The organism is Pigmentiphaga humi (assembly GCF_900606115.1).
Classification (GTDB): Bacteria; Pseudomonadota; Gammaproteobacteria; order Burkholderiales; family Burkholderiaceae_B; genus Pigmentiphaga; species Pigmentiphaga humi.
In genome coordinates this window covers 1-17199 of record NZ_UWPJ01000018.1, presented here as the reverse complement: position 1 = coordinate 17199, position 17199 = coordinate 1, and the positions used below count along the sequence as shown (strand labels likewise).

The window sequence follows — 17199 nt, the reverse complement described above, 5'->3', positions numbered from 1 at the left end:
TAGGAGATCTGGGATGCTGAATCGGCGCAAGCCAGGCCGCGGCGAAACCCGCTGCGTCCGCGGGCCGCTGGCCTGGCTGGTCGGGCGGCCTGTCCGACACGTGTTGATCCTGACGGGGTGCGCGGTGCTGCTGGCGGCGTGCGAATCCACGCCTAGGACGGTGCAGGTGGTGGACCGCAGCACGACGGCGGACAAATCGGGCGGCTCGCCGGCCGCCACGGCCGGCCGCGAGGCGTCGCGCCTGGCCGATGCCGAGACCTATGTGGTCAAACGCGGGGATACCTTGATCCGCATCGCGCTGGATCACGGCGAAGACTGGCGCGACATCGCGCAGTGGAACAGCCTGGCCGATCCCAATCAGATCCGTCCGGGCCAGGTGCTGCGGGTATCGCGGCCCGGAACCTCGCGCGCGCCGGCCCAGGCCGCGCCGGCCGATAACGGCGTCGCCGAGGTCACGCCGGTCGCGCCGCCGTCGCAATCGGCATCGCGGCCGCTGGATGCGCCGGCTCCCAGCGAGCCTGCCGCCACGCCCGCCCCGGCGCCCGCGCCAACGCCCGCGCCGCCGCGCCCGGCCGATCCCGCCGGCGAGCGTGTCGAGTGGGCCTGGCCCGCCGGCGGCAAGGTCATCGAGAATTTCCACGAGACCCGCAACAAGGGCCTGGACATCTCGGGCACGCCGGGCGATCCCGTCCTGGCGGCGGCGGACGGCAAGGTGGTCTACAGCGGCAGCGGCCTGCGCGGCTACGGCCAGCTCATCATCATCAAGCACAACAATACCTACCTGTCGGCGTACGCGCACAATCGCGCCATGCTGGTCAAGGAAGGGCAGGCCGTGCGGCGCGGGCAGAAGATCGCCGAACTGGGCAGCACCGACGCCCAATCGCCGCGCGTCCACTTCGAGATCCGCCGCCAGGGCAAGCCGGTCGATCCCGCCAGCTACCTGCCGTCGCGCTGAGGCCCATGCCATGACCCCGATGCTGGTGTTCGACCTCGAAACCATTCCCGACGCGGAAGGGCTGCGCACGCTCAACGGCTGGTCCGCCGAGGTGCCGGACGCCGAGGTGGTCGAGCGGGCGACCGCGGCGCGGCGGGAAGCCGTCGGGCACGATTTCCTGCCGCTGCACCTGCAGAAGATCGCGGTGGTCGGCTGCGTGTTCCGCGACGACGAGGGCTTTCGCGTCAAGTGCATAGGCAAGGCGGACGATCCCGAGGCCGTGCTGATCTCGGGCTTCTTCAAAACCATCGAACGCTACACGCCGCAACTGATCAGCTGGAACGGCTCGGGCTTCGACCTGCCGGTGCTGCACTATCGCGGCCTGATCCATGGCATCCAGGCCGCGCGCTACTGGGACATGGGCGAGGACGACCGCGATTTCCGCTACAGCAACTACATCAGCCGCTACCACAACCGCCACTGCGACCTGATGGACCTGCTTGCCAAGTACAACGGCCGCGCCAATGCCCCGCTCGACGAACTGGCCAAGCTGTGCGGCTTTCCCGGCAAGCTCGGCATGGATGGCAGCCAGGTCTGGAAAGCATGGAGCTCCGGGCGGCAGGAAGAAGTGCGCGCCTATTGCGAGACCGACGTGGTCAACACCTGGCTGGTGTATTGCCGCTTCCGCCTGATGCGCGGCATGCTCTCGCGCGCGCAATACGATCACGAAGTGGAACTCGTGCGCAGTACGCTGGCGGCCATCGGCCAGCCGCATTGGAAGGAATACCTCGCCGCATGGGACGCCCCGCAGGGGTGATCCCGGCCGGCCCCGCCCGGGGCAGGGCGGAGAATTCATGCAATGACAGACATGACTCAAGAAGCAGATATTTCCCTCGTGGACGGCCCGGACGCGGCCGCCGGGGACGGTTTCCCGGACGGCTCGGTACGCATCGAATCGGTCGACCTGGAAGGGCGCGGCATTGCCAGGCGCCAGGGCAAGGTGGTCTTCGTCGAAGGCGGACTGCCGGGCGAACGCGTCACGCTCAAGGTGCTCAGGCGCAAGCCTTCCTATGAACTCGCCGAGGTCGAGCAGGTGCTGGAGGCCTCATCGCAGCGGGTCGCGCCGCGCTGTCCGCATTTCGGCGTCTGCGGCGGCTGTGCGATGCAGCACGCCGAGCCCGCCGCGCAGGTGGCGATCAAGCAGCGTGTGCTGGAAGACACGCTCTGGCACATCGGCAAGCTGGTGCCCCAGCGCGTGCTGCCGCCCATTCACGGCCCCTCCTGGGGTTATCGCTACCGGGCGCGTCTGTCGGTACGGGTGGTGGTGAAGAAGGGCGGGGTGCTGGTAGGTTTTCGCGAACGCAAGAGCAGCTATGTGGCCGATATGCGCGAGTGCCACGTGCTGCATCCGCACGTCGCGGCGCTGCTGGTGCCGCTGCGCGGGATGGTCGCGGCCATGCCTGCGCGCGATCGGGTTCCGCAGATCGAGGTCGCGGTCGGCGACACGCAGGTCGCGCTGATACTGCGCCACCTGGTTCCCCTGGTCGACGAGGACATCGCCGTGCTGCGGGAATTCGCACGGCGCCACGAGGTTCATTGGTGGCTGCAGCCCAAGGGGCCGGACAGCGCGCATCCGCTGGAACCCGAAGATGCCGACGGCCTGGCCTATACGCTGCCCGAGTTCGGCCTGCGCATGCCGTTCAAGCCTACCGATTTCACCCAGGTCAACCACGCGATCAACCGGGTGCTGGTTTCGCGCGCCATCGCGCTGCTCGATCCCCAGCCGACGGATCGCATCGCCGATCTGTTCTGCGGCCTGGGCAATTTCACGCTTGCCTTGGCGACCCGCTGCCGCGAGGTCGTGGGCGTGGAGGGCAGCCAGGCGCTGACCGACCGGGCGCTCGACGCGGCGCGCCGACAAGGGCTGGACGCGCATACGTCCTTCTCGACGCTGAACCTGTTCGAAGTGGACGAAGCCTGGCTGCGCAGCCTGGGCCATTTCGACCGCATGCTCATCGACCCGCCGCGCGAAGGCGCGCTCGCCGTCGCCAAGGCCTTGTCCACCCTGGGCGAGGACCGCCCGCGCCGCATCGTCTACGTCTCCTGTAACCCCGCCACCCTGGCCCGCGACGCCGCCATCCTCATCCACGAAGGCGGCTACACCCTCCGCGCGGCCGGCGTAATCAACATGTTCCCCCACACCGGCCACGTCGAATCCATCGCAGTGCTGGAATGCCCCCCTCTACGCGCTTACGCGCGCCCCCCAGGGGGCGAAACCGGCGGACCGGCAAAGCCGGATCCGCGGTTTCCTGGGTCTGAACCCAACATGCTTACTGGGGAAAACCGGACAGATTGAGGGGCAGGCCGCTGAAAAACAAAAACGGCGCCTAAACCCGGACGCCGCTTGCTTATTCCTGATACTTCACCGAAGCGCGCTCAGCCCCAGGGCACCGCGGATCCGGCTCTGCCGGTCCGCCAGTGCCGCCCCCCTGGGGGGGCGCGCGAAGCGCGTAGGGGGGGGGTTATTCCCGATTTCCGCCGAAGATGCCCAGGAGCATCAGCAGGTTCGCGAACACGTTGTAGACGTCCAGGTAGATCGCCAGCGTGGCGGAAACGTAGTTGGTTTCGCCGCCGTTGACGACGCGCTGCAGGTCGACCAGCATGAAGGCCGAGAAGATGACGATGGCCAGGACCGAGACGGTCAGCATCAGGGCGGGCAACTGCAGGAAGATGTTGGCGACGGCCGCCACCAGGATCACGACGGCGCCGACGAACAGCCATTTGGCCATGCCCGAGAGGTCGCGCTTGATGGTGGTGGACAGCACCGCCATGGCGCCGAACACGATGGCGGTTCCGCCGAATGCGGTCATGATCAGGCTGGCGCCGTTGGACATGCCCAGCACGAAGCCGATCAGCCGCGACAGCATGACGCCCATGAAGAAGGTGAAGGCCAGCAGCAGGGCGACGCCCAGGCCGTTGTTCTTGTTCTTCTCGATGGCGAACATCAGGCCGAAGGCGCCGATGAGGAAAACCATGGTGGTGATGCCGGGGCTGGCGCCCATCGTCTGGGCCAGGCCGGTGTACAGCCCCGCGGCGGCGCCCAGCACGGTGGGGATCAGCGACAGCGCCAGCAGCCAATAGGTGTTGCGCAGGACGCGATTGCGTACAACCTCGCCGGGCGCAGTCCCGGTCCGGTTGAAGGGGGTGGTGCGTAGATCGTTCATGGTGAGCGACTCCTCGTGGTCTTTGGGCTCGGCGGCCCCGCGAGCGGGCCTGATGGTTCAGACTTCCAGTATGCCCCAGGGTTCCATGGCGTTCCAGCGGGATTTGCCATAGTCGCCGGGGCTTGCAGGCATCCATGGCGGATCATGCGGCCGTGATACAATTTCACGTTTAAGTTTCCCTCAAAGTATTTGTTTTTATTGGAGTTTTTGATGGCCATCGAGCGCACCCTGTCGATCATCAAGCCGGACGCCGTTTCCAAGAACGTCGTCGGCCAGATCGTTTCCCGATTCGAGACCGCCGGCCTCAAGGTGATCGCCGCGCGCATGCTGCAATTGTCCCGTGCCGATGCCGAGCGTTTCTACGCCGTGCACGCCGCCCGTCCGTTCTTCAAGGACCTGGTCGATTTCATGGTGTCGGGCCCGGTGTTCGTGCAAGTGCTGGAAGGCGAAGGCGCGATCCTGAAGAACCGCGACCTGATGGGCGCCACCGATCCCAAGAAAGCCGAGAAGGGCACCATCCGCGCCGACTTCGCCGACAGCATCGACGCCAATGCCGTGCACGGTTCCGACGCCGCCGAGACCGCCCAGGTCGAGATCGCGTTCTTCTTCCCCGAAATGAACATCCACAGCCGCTGAGCCGGATGTCCGCTTGCCCCCAGGAGATCGAGATGAATCAGATCTCGCCGCTCGCCGCCGGCCACGCCGGCACGCCGTCCGCTTCCACGCCCCGCATCAACCTGCTCGGGCTCGATGGGGCGCAGCTCGCCGAACTGGTCGGGCAATGGGGGGACAAGCCTTTTCGCGCCAAGCAGCTGCAACGCTGGCTGCACCAGCGCGGCGTGGACGATTTCACGCAGATGACCGATCTGGCCAAGTCGTTCCGCGACAAGCTCGAACGGCTTTGCGAGGTGCGCGCCCCCGGCGTGGTCACCGCACACAAATCCGCCGACGGCACCCGCAAGTGGCTGCTGGACGTGGGCAACGGCAACGCCGTCGAAACCGTCTTCATTCCCGAGGACGACCGCGGCACGCTGTGCATTTCGACGCAGGCCGGCTGTACGGTTGCCTGCCGCTTCTGTTCCACCGGCCACCAGGGGTTCAACCGCAACCTCGGCGTGGACGAGATCATCGGCCAGCTCTGGCTGGCGCGGCGCACGATCGAGACCGACCGCGAGGGCGCGCGCATCGCCAACGGCGTGCCTGCCGCGCTGGCCGCCGCCGACGACCGGGTCATCAGCAACGTCGTGATGATGGGCATGGGCGAACCGCTGCTGAACTACGACAATACCGTATCCGCCTTGCGGCTGATGCTGGACGACAACGCCTACGGCCTGTCGCGCCGCCGCGTGACGGTATCCACCTCGGGCGTGGTGCCGATGATGGACCGCCTGTCGCGCGATTGCCCGGTGGCGCTGGCGGTGTCGCTGCACGCGCCCAACGATGCCCTGCGCGACGATCTCGTGCCGCTGAACAAGAAGTACCCGCTGCGCGAGCTGATCGCTGCTTGCCAGCGCTACCTGGAATTCGCGCCGCGCGATTTCATCACGTTCGAATACGTCATGCTCGACGGCATCAACGATGGCGACGAGCATGCCAGGCAATTGATGGACATTGCGCGGCAAGTGTCGTGCAAGTTCAATCTCATTCCCTTCAATCCCTTCCCGCAGTCCGGCCTCAAGCGCTCGCCTGCGGCCAGGGTGAGACTGTTCGCGCAGCAGCTCATGGATGCCGGTATCGTCACGACCGTGCGCAAGACGCGCGGCGACGACATCGATGCGGCCTGTGGGCAACTGGCGGGCGAGGTCAAGGACCGCACCCGCCTGAAAGAGCGCCTGGCCGCCGACAGCCGTTTCGGCCGCATCGTGGAAGTGCGCGAATGAAGCAACTGCTGTACCGGGCCGGCCACGCAGGCGGGCGCGGACAAGGAGTCGTCGATGTCTGAACCGAACGAAACCGGCGCGGCCGGACCGCGGGAGGGCCAATCGCCCGCGTCCGGCACGCCGTCTTCGTCTTCCCTGGGCGCGGAATTGGCCAGGTTGCGCGAACTGCGCGGCTGGACCCAGGAATACGTATCCGATCGCCTGAAGTTCGCGGTGCGCCAGATTCGCGCGCTCGAGGACGAGCACTGGGAGCAGCTTCCCCAGGGGACGCCGTTGCGCGGCTTCGTGCGCAACTACGCACGCCTGCTCGAGGTCGATCCCGAGCCCTTTCTGCGCAGCCTGGCGCCGCGCCTGCAGGTGGCCGATCCGGTATCGCTGGATCAGGCTTCCTCGCTGTCCAGCCCGCTGGCGCAGTCTTCCCGCCGCACCTGGCCGATGCGCAGCGGCGGCCGCCGCCGGCTCGCGCCGTGGCTGGTGGGCGGTCTGATGGCGCTGGTGGCGCTCGGGCTGCTCGGCTATGCCTTGAGCCAGCAGGGCAAGCTTTCGTTCGGATCGTCCACCTCGGCGGGGCTGGCGGGCGAGACCGAGCGCGGCATTCGCATCGAGACGCCGCCGGTGCCGCCGGCGCTGGCCGACGCGGCGGGCGAACCTTCGCAGGGCATGCCCCCGGCGGCCGATTCCGCGGCTCCGGCCGCGGCGCCGGGCATGGCGCCGGAGACGCTTCCCGCGCCGTCCGCCGCGACTCAGGCTGATCATGCCGCTGCCTCGCCGGCGGCGCCCGAGCAGCCTGCGCCGGCCGCGGCGGCCGGGCTGGCCTTCACGGTCAGGCAGCCGAGCTGGATCGAGGTCCGGCGCGCCGACGGCACGGTGGCGGTGTCCCGCATCATCCAGGCCCGCGAACCGTACGAGCTGGATGCGTCCGGCGCGCCTTACCGTGTCGTGATCGGCAACGTCAATGGCGTGGACGTGCGCTGGCGCGGTGCCCCGGTGGACCTGACGCCGTATCGCCGCGACAACGTGGCGCGGCTTACTTTGAAATAGCGCCGCGAGGGCAGGCATGAATCCTTTGGACTCCCGGATCGCAGACCAGCCGTTCCCGGCCGGCCCGACGCCGCGCCGGCACGCCCGCCAGGTGCGTATCGAATGGAACGGCCACGCGGTGGCGGTCGGCGGCGACGCGCCGGTGATGGTGCAGTCCATGACCAACACCGATACCGCCGACGCGATCGCCACGGCGATCCAGGTCAAGGAACTGGCGCACGCGGGGTCCGAGGTGGTGCGGATCACCGTCAATACGCCCGAGGCCGCGCGCGAGGTGCCCGCGATTCGCGAGCAATTGGACCGCATGGGCGTGAATGCGCCGCTGGTGGGCGATTTCCACTACAACGGCCACAAGCTGCTGACGCAGTTTCCCGAATGCGCGCAGGCGCTCTCCAAGTACCGGATCAACCCCGGCAACATGGGGGCGGGCAAGAAGCGCGACGACAATTTCGCGCAGATGATCGAGGTCGCCTGCCGCCATGGCAAGCCGGTGCGCATAGGCGTGAACTGGGGCAGCCTGGACCAGGACCTGCTGGCGCGGATGATGGACGAGAACGGCAGGCGCGCCGCGCCCTGGGAAGCCCAGGCCGTGATGCGCGACGCCCTGGTGGTCTCCGCGGTCGACAACGCCCGCCGCGCCGAGGAGCTGGGCCTGCCGGGCGACCGCATCATCCTGTCCTGCAAGGTCAGCAATGCGCAGGACCTGATCGCCGTCTACCGCGACCTGGCGCGCCGCTGCGACTATCCCTTGCACCTGGGCCTGACCGAGGCCGGCATGGGGAGCAAGGGCATCGTCGCCTCGACCGCGGCCATGGGCATATTGCTGCAAGAGGGCATAGGCGACACGATACGCGTCTCGCTCACGCCCGAGCCCAACGGCGACCGCACCCGCGAAGTCGTGGTGGCGCAGGAAATCCTGCAAAGCCTGGGCCTGCGCGCCTTCGCGCCCGAAGTGGTGGCATGTCCGGGCTGCGGGCGCACCAGCAGTACGGTATTCCAGGAACTGGCGGCCGACATCCAGAGCTACCTGCGCGCGCAGATGCCCGTTTGGCGCCTGAAGTACCCCGGCGCCGAGAACCTGCACGTCGCAGTCATGGGCTGTGTGGTCAACGGCCCGGGCGAGAGCAAATTCGCCGACATCGGCATCAGCCTGCCGGGCAACGGGGAACAGCCGGTCGCGCCGGTCTTCATTGACGGCCAGCGCTCCATGACCCTCAAGGGCGACCGCATCGCCGAGGAGTTCCAGGCGCTGGTAGAGGCCTACGTAGAGAATCGCTATGGAGGGAACCCCCCCCTACGCGCTGACGCGCGCCCCCCAGGGGGCGGCACTGGCGGACCGGCAAAGCCGGATCCGCTGTGCCCTGGGCCGTGTGTCGGCGCGTAGCGGGAAGATCGATACATGAACAGTTTTCAGAAAGTGACCGCGATACGCGGCATGAACGACATTCTCCCGTCCGACTCTCAGCAGTGGGAGCGGCTGGAGTCGCTGGTGCGCGAGTGGCTGCGCAGCTACGGCTACCGCAACGTGCGCACGCCGGTGCTGGAGCAGACCCGGCTGTTCACCCGCGGCATCGGCGAGGTGACGGACATCGTCGAGAAAGAGATGTACAGCTTCACCGACTCGCTCAACGGCGAGTCGCTGACCATGCGGCCCGAGTTCACCGCGGGCATGGTGCGCGCGACCATCGAGCACAATCTCATCTATGACCGGCCGCAGCGCGTGTTCGCCATCGGCCCGGTATTCCGCCACGAGCGTCCGCAGCGCGGGCGCTACCGCCAGTTCCACCAGATCGACGTCGAGGCGCTGGGTTTTGCCGGGCCGGACATCGACGTCGAGCTGATCCTGATGCTGGCGCGGCTGTGGAAGATCCTCGGGCTGTCGGACATCCGCCTGGAAATCAACTCGCTGGGGTCGGCCGAGGAGCGCCAGGCGCATCGCGAGGCGCTGATCGGCTACCTGGAGGGCTACCGCGAACAGCTCGACGAAGACGGCAAGCGCCGCCTCTACACGAATCCGCTGCGCGTGCTCGACACCAAGAACCCGGCCCTGCAGGAAATGGCCGACAATGCGCCGCGCCTGCTGGATTACCTGGGCGAGGCTTCGCTGGCGCATTTCGAGGGCGTGCGCGCCCGCCTCGAGGACGCCGGCGTCGCCTACCGCGTCAACCCGCGCCTGGTGCGCGGGCTGGACTATTACAACCTGACGGTGTTCGAGTGGGTGACCGATCGCCTGGGCGCCCAGGGCACGGTCTGCGGCGGCGGCCGCTACGACGGCCTGATCGGCCTGCTGGGCGGCAAACCCGCGCCGGCGGTGGGTTTCGCGATCGGCATGGAGCGGCTGCTCGACCTCTGGTCGCAGGCGCAGCCAGCCGAAGCGGCGCCGGAGTGCGACGTCTACGTGCTGCATCAGGGCGAGTCCGCCGCGCGGGCGGCGATGACCCTGGCCGAGCAGCTGCGCGATGCGGGGCTGGACGTGGTGCTGCATTGCGGCAGCGGCAGTTTCAAGTCGCAGATGAAGCGCGCCGACGCCAGCGGCGCGGAGTACGCCGTGATCCTGGGCGAGGACGAACTGGCCGACGCCAGCGCCAGCGTCAAGGCGCTGCGGGCCGAGGGCGGGGCCCAGCGCCGCGTGCCCATGGACGGGCTGGCTGCCTTCCTGGTGAACGAACTGGTCCAGGGCGGGTCCGACTAGCCGGCCAGGCGGGCATGGCGCACGGGGCCGGCGCCAAAATCCGTTAATCTTGCGGCTCTTGAGTATGCGCGCAGGCCTGGAAGGGCCCGCGCCGATTTTTTGCCATTACCAATACAACCGGGGCAGGCATGGCCTACGACATCGAAGAACAGGAACAACTCGACGCCTTGAAGGCATGGTGGGCCAAGTACGGCAATTTCATCCTTGCCGTCATCACCATCATCCTGCTGGCGGCGGCCGCCTGGAACGGCTGGCAGTGGTACCAGCGCAACCAGGCCGCCCATGCCATGGCCCAGTTCGAGGCGCTGGAGAAGGCCGCCGAGTCCAAGGACATGGCCGTGGTCAAGGAAGCTGCCGGCTCCATCCTCGAAAAATTCTCCGGCACGGGCTATGCGCCGCGCGCGGCGCTGCTGGCCGCGCATGCCTATCAGGAGTCGGGCGATGCCAAATCGGCGCGCGCCCAATTGCAATGGGTAATCGACCGCGGCGGCGACGAGGCGCTGGCTGCCGTGGCGCGCCTGCGGCTGGCCGGGCTGCTGCTGGACGACAAGAGCTACGACGAGGCGTTGAACGCGCTGGGCGGCCAGCCGCCGGCCGCGTTCGCCGCCCTGTATGCCGATCGCCGCGGCGATGTGCTGGCCGGGCAGGGCAAGCGCGACGAAGCGCGCAAGGCCTACCAGGATGCCTTGGCCACGCTGGATCCGGCCACCGACCTGCGGTCGTCCATCCAATTGAAACTCGATGCTCTCGGAGGAGCCTGATGCAAGCGCTCGATCGAATCTCCGGTACCCGGCCGCACCGGCGCGCGCTGCGCGGCGCGGCCGTCGTCGCGGCCATCCTCGTGCTGGGCGGCTGCTCGATGTTCTCGCGGGAAAAGCCCCGCTATCCGCCGGCGTCGCTGCCCAATTTCAACGCCACGCTGCCGGTCGCCAACGGCTGGAACGTCTCGGTCGGCAACAAGTCGGGCGTGGGTTTCGTGCCGGTGGTGGTGGGCGATGCAGTCTATGCCGCGGCCGCCAACGGCGCCGTCGCCAAGTTTTCGCTGTCCAGCGGCGCCGAAGTATGGCGCACCTCGGCCAAGACCGAACTGTCGGCAGGCGTGGGCAGCGATGGCCGCACGACCGTCGTGGCCACGCCGCGCGGCGAGGTCCTGGCCTACGACGATACCGGCGCGCTGAAGTGGCGCGCCCAGGCCAGCAGCGAGGTCACGATCCCGCCGCTGGTGGGCGACGGCCTGGTGGTCGTGCGCAGCGGCGATTACCGCATCCAGGCCTACGAGGTCGATAGCGGCAAGCGCCGCTGGAGCGTGCAGCGCCCCGGGCCGGCGCTGGCGCTGCGCGCGCCCGCCGAGATGCTGTTTTCCGGCGGCTATGTGTTCACCGGCCTGCCAGGCGGCAAGGTGATCGCGATCGCCACGGCCACCGGCGCGGTGCGCTGGGAAGGCACGGTGGCCAATCCCAGCGGCACCAGCGAGCTGGAACGCGTGGCCGACGTGGTGGGCGCACCGGTGATCTCAGGCCGCCAACTGTGCGCGGTCACCTACCAGGGGCGCATCAACTGCTTCGACGTCGGTTCGGGCAACTCGACCTGGTCGCGCGAATTCTCCAGCGTGACCGGGCTGGCCGCCGACGTCCGCTTCGCCTATGCGCCCAACGACCGCAGCGTGGTCTACGGATTTTCGCTCGACGGCGGCGCCAACATCTGGAAGCAGGACGCGCTGCAGAACCGCGGCCTGAGCGCGCCGGCCTCGGTCGGCCGCGCGGTCGCGCTGGGCGATTTCGAGGGCTACGTGCATTTCCTGCAGCGCGAGGACGGCAGCCTGCTGGCCCGCGCCGCTACCGACGGCAGCGCCATCGTGGCGCGGCCGGTGCCGACCGATCGCGGAGTGGTGGTGCAGACCTCCAAGGGCAATCTCGCCCTGATCAATGTCGGTCAATAACCTAGGCTTGCGACGATGAAACCCGCAGTATTCAAACCGGTGGTCGTGCTCGTGGGGCGGCCCAACGTGGGCAAATCCACGTTGTTCAACCGGCTTACCCGCTCGCGCGATGCGCTGGTGGCCGATTTCCCGGGCCTGACCCGGGACCGCCACTACGGCGAGGGCAGGGTGGGAGACCATCCTTTCATCGTTGTCGATACCGGCGGCTTCGAGCCGGTGGCCAAGAGCGGCATCATGGCCGAGATGGCCAGGCAGACCGTGCAGGCGGTGGACGAGGCCGACGCCGTCGTTTTCCTGACCGACGGCCGGGCCGGCCTGACCGGCCATGACCGCGAGATCGCGGAACGGCTGCGCCGCTCCGGCCGCAAGGTGCTGCTGGCCGTCAACAAAGTGGAAGGCATGTCGCGTACGACCGCCTCTGCCGAATTCTACGAGCTGGGCCTGGGCGAACCGCACGCGATCTCGGCCGCCCATGGCGACGGCGTGGTCGATCTGATCGAAGTCGCGCTGAGCGGGCTGGTCGAGCCCCTGGAAGAAGCCGGGGAGGACGACGAGGAGGCCGGGGAGCCGGGCGACGAGTTCGTCGCCACCGAGGCGGTCGATCACCGCATCAAGCTCGCCATCGTGGGACGGCCCAATGTGGGCAAGTCCACGCTGGTCAACACGCTGCTGGGCGAAGAGCGTGTCATCGCCTTCGACCAGCCGGGCACGACGCGCGACGCCATCGAAATCGAATTCGAGCGCGGCGGCCGGCGCTACACGCTGATCGATACCGCCGGGCTGCGCAAGCGCGGCAAGGTGTTCGAGGCGATCGAGAAGTTCTCGGTGATCAAGACGCTGCAGGCCATCGAGGCCTGCAACGTCGTGCTGCTGATGCTGGACGCGAGTTCGGAGATTTCCGAGCAGGATGCCCACATCGCAGGTTTCGTGCTGGAGACCGGCCGGGCGCTGGTGGTGGCGATCAACAAGTGGGACAGTGTGGACAGCGAGCGCCGCGAGGAGATCAAGCGCGAGTTCGACCGCAAGCTGCGCTTTTTGTCCTTCGCCAAGATGCATACCGTATCGGCCTTGCGCAACGCCGGTGTCGGCCCCTTGCTCAAATCCATCGAGGCGGCGCATGCGGCGGCTTTCGCCAAGCTGGCGACGCCCAAGCTGACCCGGGTGCTGCAAGCCGCGGTCGAGCAGCAGCAACCGCCGCGCAAGGGCATTTTCCGCCCCAAGCTGCGCTATGCCCACCAGGGGGGGCAGAATCCGCCGCTGATCGTGGTCCACGGCAGCGCGCTGGACGAAATCCCCGATTCCTACCGGCGCTACCTCGAGGCCCGCTTCCGCGAAACTTTCTCGCTGCAGGGCACTCCATTGAAGATCGAGTTCAGGAATTCGCGGAATCCCTATCTCGAGCGGGAAAAAGCGAAGTAAGGCAGGGGCGGCGCTCTTGAGAAACCGCCGGGCGCCTCCAGGTAGTCGAAGTGCGGGATTTCCACGGCGGCGCCTGCGGTCTGCCATTGCGAGATTCGCTAGTTTCCCTGGGGAAAACCCGGTACAGTAATAGAGTTGGCATCCGCCAAGAAAAACACCTCCTGGAGCCCACTGATGAGCAATAAAGGGCAATTGCTACAAGACCCATTTCTCAACGTGCTGCGTAAAGAGCACGTTCCCGTTTCCATTTACCTCGTCAACGGCATCAAGCTGCAGGGCCAGATCGAATCTTTCGATCAGTACGTCGTGCTGCTGCGCAATACCGTGACGCAAATGGTCTACAAACACGCCATCTCGACCGTCGTGCCGTCGCGTCCGGTCAATTTCCAGGTTGAAACCGCTGCAGACTGACATTACACAAGCCAGCAGGGAACCCCGGCCGCCGACGCGGGCGCTGATCGTCAGCGTCGATTTCGGCGAGCCCGAGTTCCAGGCGCAGACCGACGAATTCGTCATGCTGGCCAAAGGCGCCGGCGCGGACATCGTCGATATCCTCATTGCCAAGCGGGCCCGTCCTGACGCCGCTTTATTCGTCGGTTCCGGCAAGGCCGAGGAAATCGCTCTGGCAGCTGCGGCAGGCCAGGCGGAACTCGTCCTGTTCAATCACAATCTTTCCCCTGCCCAGCAGCGCAACCTCGAGCGTGCACTCAAGCTGCGCGTAGTCGACCGGGTTGCGCTGATCCTGGACATTTTCGCGCTGCGTGCGCACAGCCACGAGGGCAAGCTGCAGGTCGAGCTGGCGCAGCTGCAGCATCTGGCCACGCGCCTGACGCGGATGTGGTCCCACCTGGAGCGCCAGCGGGGCGGCATAGGCATGCGCGGCCCTGGCGAGTCGCAGCTCGAGATGGACCGGCGGATGATCGGCGACAAGGTCCGCTATCTGCGCGAGAGGCTCGGCAAGCTAGAGCGCCAGCGCCAGACGCAGCGCCGCTCGCGCGCCCGCGGCGGGGCCTTTTCGGTTTCGCTGGTCGGCTATACCAACGCCGGCAAGTCCACCTTGTTCAATGCCCTGACGCGGGCGGAAGTCTATGCGGCGGATCAGTTGTTCGCCACGCTGGACACCACCACCCGGCGAATCTGGATCGAGGGCGCCGGATCGGTGGTCGTATCCGACACCGTGGGTTTCATCCGCGACCTGCCCCATACGCTGATCGCGGCATTTCGCGCCACGCTCGAGGAAACCGTCCACGCCGACCTGTTGCTGCACGTGGTGGATGCTTCCAGCCCCCAGCGCGACGAGCAGATCGCCGAGGTAGACAAGGTGCTCGAGGAAATCGGCGCCGCGGATATTCCCCGCATCCTGGTTTATAACAAGATCGACCGCAGCAGCCATGAGGCGGGAGCCGAGCGGGACGAGCATGGTACGATCTCGCGGGTGTTCGTTAGCGCGATCGAACGGACCGGCCTGGATGCACTGCGGGGTGCCATCGTAGAGGCCAGTCAAGCAGATCCCGTGGTCCTAGGTAATAATAGCGACGACCCGCGCTTTCGCACGCAGTCTTCGTCCGCCAGCTCTGCAGCCGGCGCCCGATCCTAAGCGACGGCTCCTGGCCGTCCGCTTCGCCTACTATAACGATGCGTCTGCCTTCGATAACCCGAATATTCAATTTGAACGACTCCAACTGGGGCCGCGGAAGCGGCGGCGGCTCCGGCAACGAGCCTCCCCGGCGTCCCCAGAACGGCGGCCGCGACAACAATAGCGGCGGACCGCCGGACCTGGACGAACTCTGGCGCGATTTCAATCGCAGGCTGGGCGGCTTGTTCGGCCGCCGCCAGTCGGGTCCTCCCGGCGGCAGCGGCGGCGGGCGTTTTTCTCCCTCGTCCAAGGGCGCCGGCATCGGCCTGATCGTGGTCGTGGTCATCGTCGCGCTGCTGTGGCTGGCCTCGGGCTTCTTCATCGTGCAGGAAGGGCAGGTGGCGGTGGTCACCCAGTTCGGCAAGTACAAGGAAACCACGCGGGCGGGCTTCCAGTGGCGCCTGCCGTATCCGATCCAGGGCCACGAGATCGTCAATCTCTCGCAGTTGCGCACCATCGAGGTGGGCTTCCGCAATACCGCGCGCAGCAAGGTGTTGCAGGAATCGCTGATGCTGACCGACGACGAGAACATCGTCGACATGCAGTTCGTCGTGCAGTACCGGCTCAAGGAAAACGGCGCGCGCGATTACCTGTTCAACAATCGGGGGCCCGACGAGGCCGTCAAGCAGGCGGCCGAGACCGCGATGCGCGAAATCGTCGGCAAGAAGAAGATGGACTTCGTCCTGTACGAGGGCCGTACCGAGGTGGCGTCCGAGGTGGCGGCGCTGATGCAGCAGATCATGGACCTCTACAAGACCGGCGTGCTGATCAGCACGGTGGCGATCCAGAACGCCCAGCCGCCCGAGCAGGTGCAGGCCGCGTTCGACGACGCCGTCAAGGCCGGCCAGGACCGCGAGCGCCAGATCAACGAAGGGCAGGCCTATGCCAACGAAGTCGTGCCGCGCGCTTCGGGCGCCGCGTCGCGCCTGCTGCAGGAGGCCGACGGCTATCGCCAGCGCATCGTCGAGAACGCCGAAGGCGACGCCGCCCGTTTTTCACAGATTTTGGCCGAGTACCGCAAGGCGCCTCAAGTCACCCGCGATCGCCTCTACCTGGATACCATGCAGCAGGTCTTTGCCAACACTTCCAAGGTGCTGGTCGATACGCGCAACGGCAGCAATCTGCTCTACCTGCCGCTGGACAAGCTGATGCAGCAGGTTTCGCACGAAGCGTCGCTGGCCGGCTCCCGCGCCGGCGGCAATGCCGGCGGCAGCTCCGGCGTCCAGCCGCCGCTGGCCGGCAGCGTATTGCCCGATGCCGCGCGCGACGCCCTGCGTTCGCGCGACCGTGACGCCCGCTAACAAGGAACACCCATCATGGATCGTTTGATTCCCGCCGTGATCGGTCTGCTCGTTGGGCTGGCCGCACTTTCTTCCTGCGTGTTCGTGGTCAACGAGCGCAACTATGCCGTGGTCTTCGCCCTGGGCGAGATCAAGGAAGTTATCGATGAACCGGGCTTGTATTTCAAGCTGCCGCCGCCGTTCCAGAACGTGCAGCAGTTCGACAAGCGCATCCTGACCATCGATTCGGCCGACAGCGAGCGCGTGCAGACTTCCGAGAAGAAGAACCTCTTGATCGATTCCTTCATCAAGTGGCGCATCTCGAACCCGCGCACCTACTACGTGACCTTCGGCGGCAACGAGCGTGCCGCCCAGGAGCGCCTGCAAGCCGTCATCCGCGATGCGATGAACGCCTCGATCAACCGCCGCACGGTCAACGACGTCACCTCGAAAGAGCGCGACAAGATCATGCAGGAGATCCGGACCAACACCGCGGCCGCGGCCAAGCTGCTGGGCGTGGAGATCGTCGACGTGCGGCTCAAGCGCGTCGATTTCGTGCCCGAGATCTCCGAATCGGTCTATCGCCGGATGGAGGCCGAGCGCAAGCGCGTGGCCAACGAGCAGCGTTCCATCGGTGCAGCGGAAAGCGAGAAGATCCGCGCCGACGCCGACCGCCAGCGCGAGGTCGTCCTCGCCGAGGCCTATCGCAAGGCGCAGCAGATCAAGGGCGAGGGCGATGCCAAGGCGTCGGCGGTCTATGCCCAGGCCTTCGGCCAGGATCGCGATTTCTACCGTTTCTACAAGAGCCTGGAAGCCTACCGCGGCTCGTTCGGCTCCAAGGCCGACGTGCTGGTGGTCGACCCCAGTTCCGAGTTCTTCAAGTTCATGAAATCGCCAGCGGCGAATTGAGCCTGCTCCCTGCCTGCTGACGCGGGCCCTCTCAAGGGGGCTCTGTGTGCGGACGGGGGAAGCCGGATCCGCTGTGTCCTTGGTAAGACTCGATTCGAGGGTTTGGCTTCTCAAGCTTGAAATGGAATAAAAAATGCGCCCCAGGGTGAACTGCACCCCAGAAGTTGGACAAGAGTCCAACCTCTGGGGTGTTTTTCATGACGAAGTACGACGAGCGATTCAAACGCAAGCTGGTTGAGCAGTGC

16 protein-coding genes are annotated in these 17199 nt (G+C 66.8%); 15 read left to right on the top strand and 1 reads right to left on the bottom strand.

Going from position 1 to position 17199, the window contains the following annotated elements; genetic code table 11:
• Window positions 1-13 precede the first annotated feature (13 nt).
• The 3 genes from PIGHUM_RS11655 to rlmD are packed head-to-tail and all read left to right on the top strand — an operon-like array spanning window position 14 to window position 3290.
• Complete coding sequence (locus tag PIGHUM_RS11655) at window positions 14-955, top strand: peptidoglycan DD-metalloendopeptidase family protein (protein WP_124079771.1); 942 nt, start codon at window positions 14-16, stop codon at window positions 953-955.
• Between the two features lie 10 nt (window positions 956-965).
• Window positions 966-1751 carry a 3'-5' exonuclease gene (locus PIGHUM_RS11650; protein ID WP_124079770.1) on the top strand — a complete coding sequence of 262 codons (786 nt, stop codon included), beginning with the start codon at window positions 966-968 and terminating at the stop codon, window positions 1749-1751.
• Window positions 1752-1793: 42 nt separating this feature from the next.
• The gene (gene rlmD, locus PIGHUM_RS11645; protein ID WP_246013134.1) at window positions 1794-3290 is read left to right on the top strand and encodes a 23S rRNA (uracil(1939)-C(5))-methyltransferase RlmD; all 1497 of its coding nucleotides are present in this window, start codon (window positions 1794-1796) and stop codon (window positions 3288-3290) included.
• A gap of 166 nt (window positions 3291-3456) precedes the next feature.
• On the opposite strand, the gene PIGHUM_RS11640 is transcribed toward rlmD, so the two are convergent.
• Window positions 3457-4158 carry a Bax inhibitor-1/YccA family protein gene (locus tag PIGHUM_RS11640; protein WP_124079768.1) on the bottom strand — a complete coding sequence of 234 codons (702 nt, stop codon included), beginning with the start codon at window positions 4156-4158 and terminating at the stop codon, window positions 3457-3459.
• Between the two features lie 210 nt (window positions 4159-4368).
• Here PIGHUM_RS11640 and ndk point away from each other — a divergent pair, with 210 nt between their 5' ends.
• From ndk to hflC, 12 genes are all read left to right on the top strand, one after another.
• Window positions 4369-4794 carry a nucleoside-diphosphate kinase gene (gene ndk / locus PIGHUM_RS11635; protein WP_124079767.1) on the top strand — a complete coding sequence of 142 codons (426 nt, stop codon included), beginning with the start codon at window positions 4369-4371 and terminating at the stop codon, window positions 4792-4794.
• 32 nt (window positions 4795-4826) lie between these two features.
• The gene (gene rlmN / locus PIGHUM_RS11630) at window positions 4827-6038 is read left to right on the top strand and encodes a dual-specificity RNA methyltransferase RlmN (protein WP_124079766.1); all 1212 of its coding nucleotides are present in this window, start codon (window positions 4827-4829) and stop codon (window positions 6036-6038) included.
• Window positions 6039-6092: 54 nt separating this feature from the next.
• Window positions 6093-7079, top strand: coding sequence for a helix-turn-helix domain-containing protein (locus tag PIGHUM_RS11625; protein ID WP_124079765.1), 987 nt, complete (start codon window positions 6093-6095; stop codon window positions 7077-7079).
• A gap of 16 nt (window positions 7080-7095) precedes the next feature.
• Window positions 7096-8463, top strand: coding sequence for a flavodoxin-dependent (E)-4-hydroxy-3-methylbut-2-enyl-diphosphate synthase (ispG, locus tag PIGHUM_RS11620; RefSeq protein WP_124079764.1), 1368 nt, complete (start codon window positions 7096-7098; stop codon window positions 8461-8463).
• Window positions 8464-8478: 15 nt separating this feature from the next.
• Window positions 8479-9771: a histidine--tRNA ligase gene (gene hisS, locus PIGHUM_RS11615; RefSeq protein WP_124079763.1), complete on the top strand. Its 1293-nt coding sequence runs from the start codon at window positions 8479-8481 to the stop codon at window positions 9769-9771.
• A 128-nt stretch (window positions 9772-9899) separates the two neighbouring features.
• Complete coding sequence (locus PIGHUM_RS11610) at window positions 9900-10532, top strand: YfgM family protein (RefSeq protein WP_124079762.1); 633 nt, start codon at window positions 9900-9902, stop codon at window positions 10530-10532.
• Entirely contained in the window at window positions 10532-11710 is a 1179-nt protein-coding gene (gene bamB, locus PIGHUM_RS11605) for an outer membrane protein assembly factor BamB (RefSeq protein WP_124079761.1), read from the top strand. The genes PIGHUM_RS11610 and bamB overlap by 1 nt, the downstream gene beginning before the upstream one ends.
• Before the next feature lie 15 nt (window positions 11711-11725).
• A complete protein-coding gene (gene der / locus PIGHUM_RS11600; RefSeq protein WP_124079760.1) occupies window positions 11726-13129 on the top strand; it encodes a ribosome biogenesis GTPase Der in 1404 nt (467 codons plus the stop codon).
• A 174-nt stretch (window positions 13130-13303) separates the two neighbouring features.
• Window positions 13304-13540, top strand: a complete 237-nt coding sequence (gene hfq / locus PIGHUM_RS11595; RefSeq protein WP_124079759.1) for an RNA chaperone Hfq — start codon at window positions 13304-13306, stop codon at window positions 13538-13540.
• Window positions 13530-14726, top strand: coding sequence for a GTPase HflX (gene hflX / locus PIGHUM_RS11590; RefSeq protein ID WP_484266833.1), 1197 nt, complete (start codon window positions 13530-13532; stop codon window positions 14724-14726). Before hfq ends, hflX begins: the two co-directional genes overlap by 11 nt.
• 44 nt (window positions 14727-14770) lie before the next feature.
• Window positions 14771-16066: an FtsH protease activity modulator HflK gene (gene hflK / locus PIGHUM_RS11585; RefSeq protein ID WP_124079962.1), complete on the top strand. Its 1296-nt coding sequence runs from the start codon at window positions 14771-14773 to the stop codon at window positions 16064-16066.
• A gap of 15 nt (window positions 16067-16081) precedes the next feature.
• Window positions 16082-16954, top strand: coding sequence for a protease modulator HflC (hflC, locus tag PIGHUM_RS11580; RefSeq protein WP_124079758.1), 873 nt, complete (start codon window positions 16082-16084; stop codon window positions 16952-16954).
• The last annotated feature ends 245 nt before the right edge of the window (window positions 16955-17199 follow it).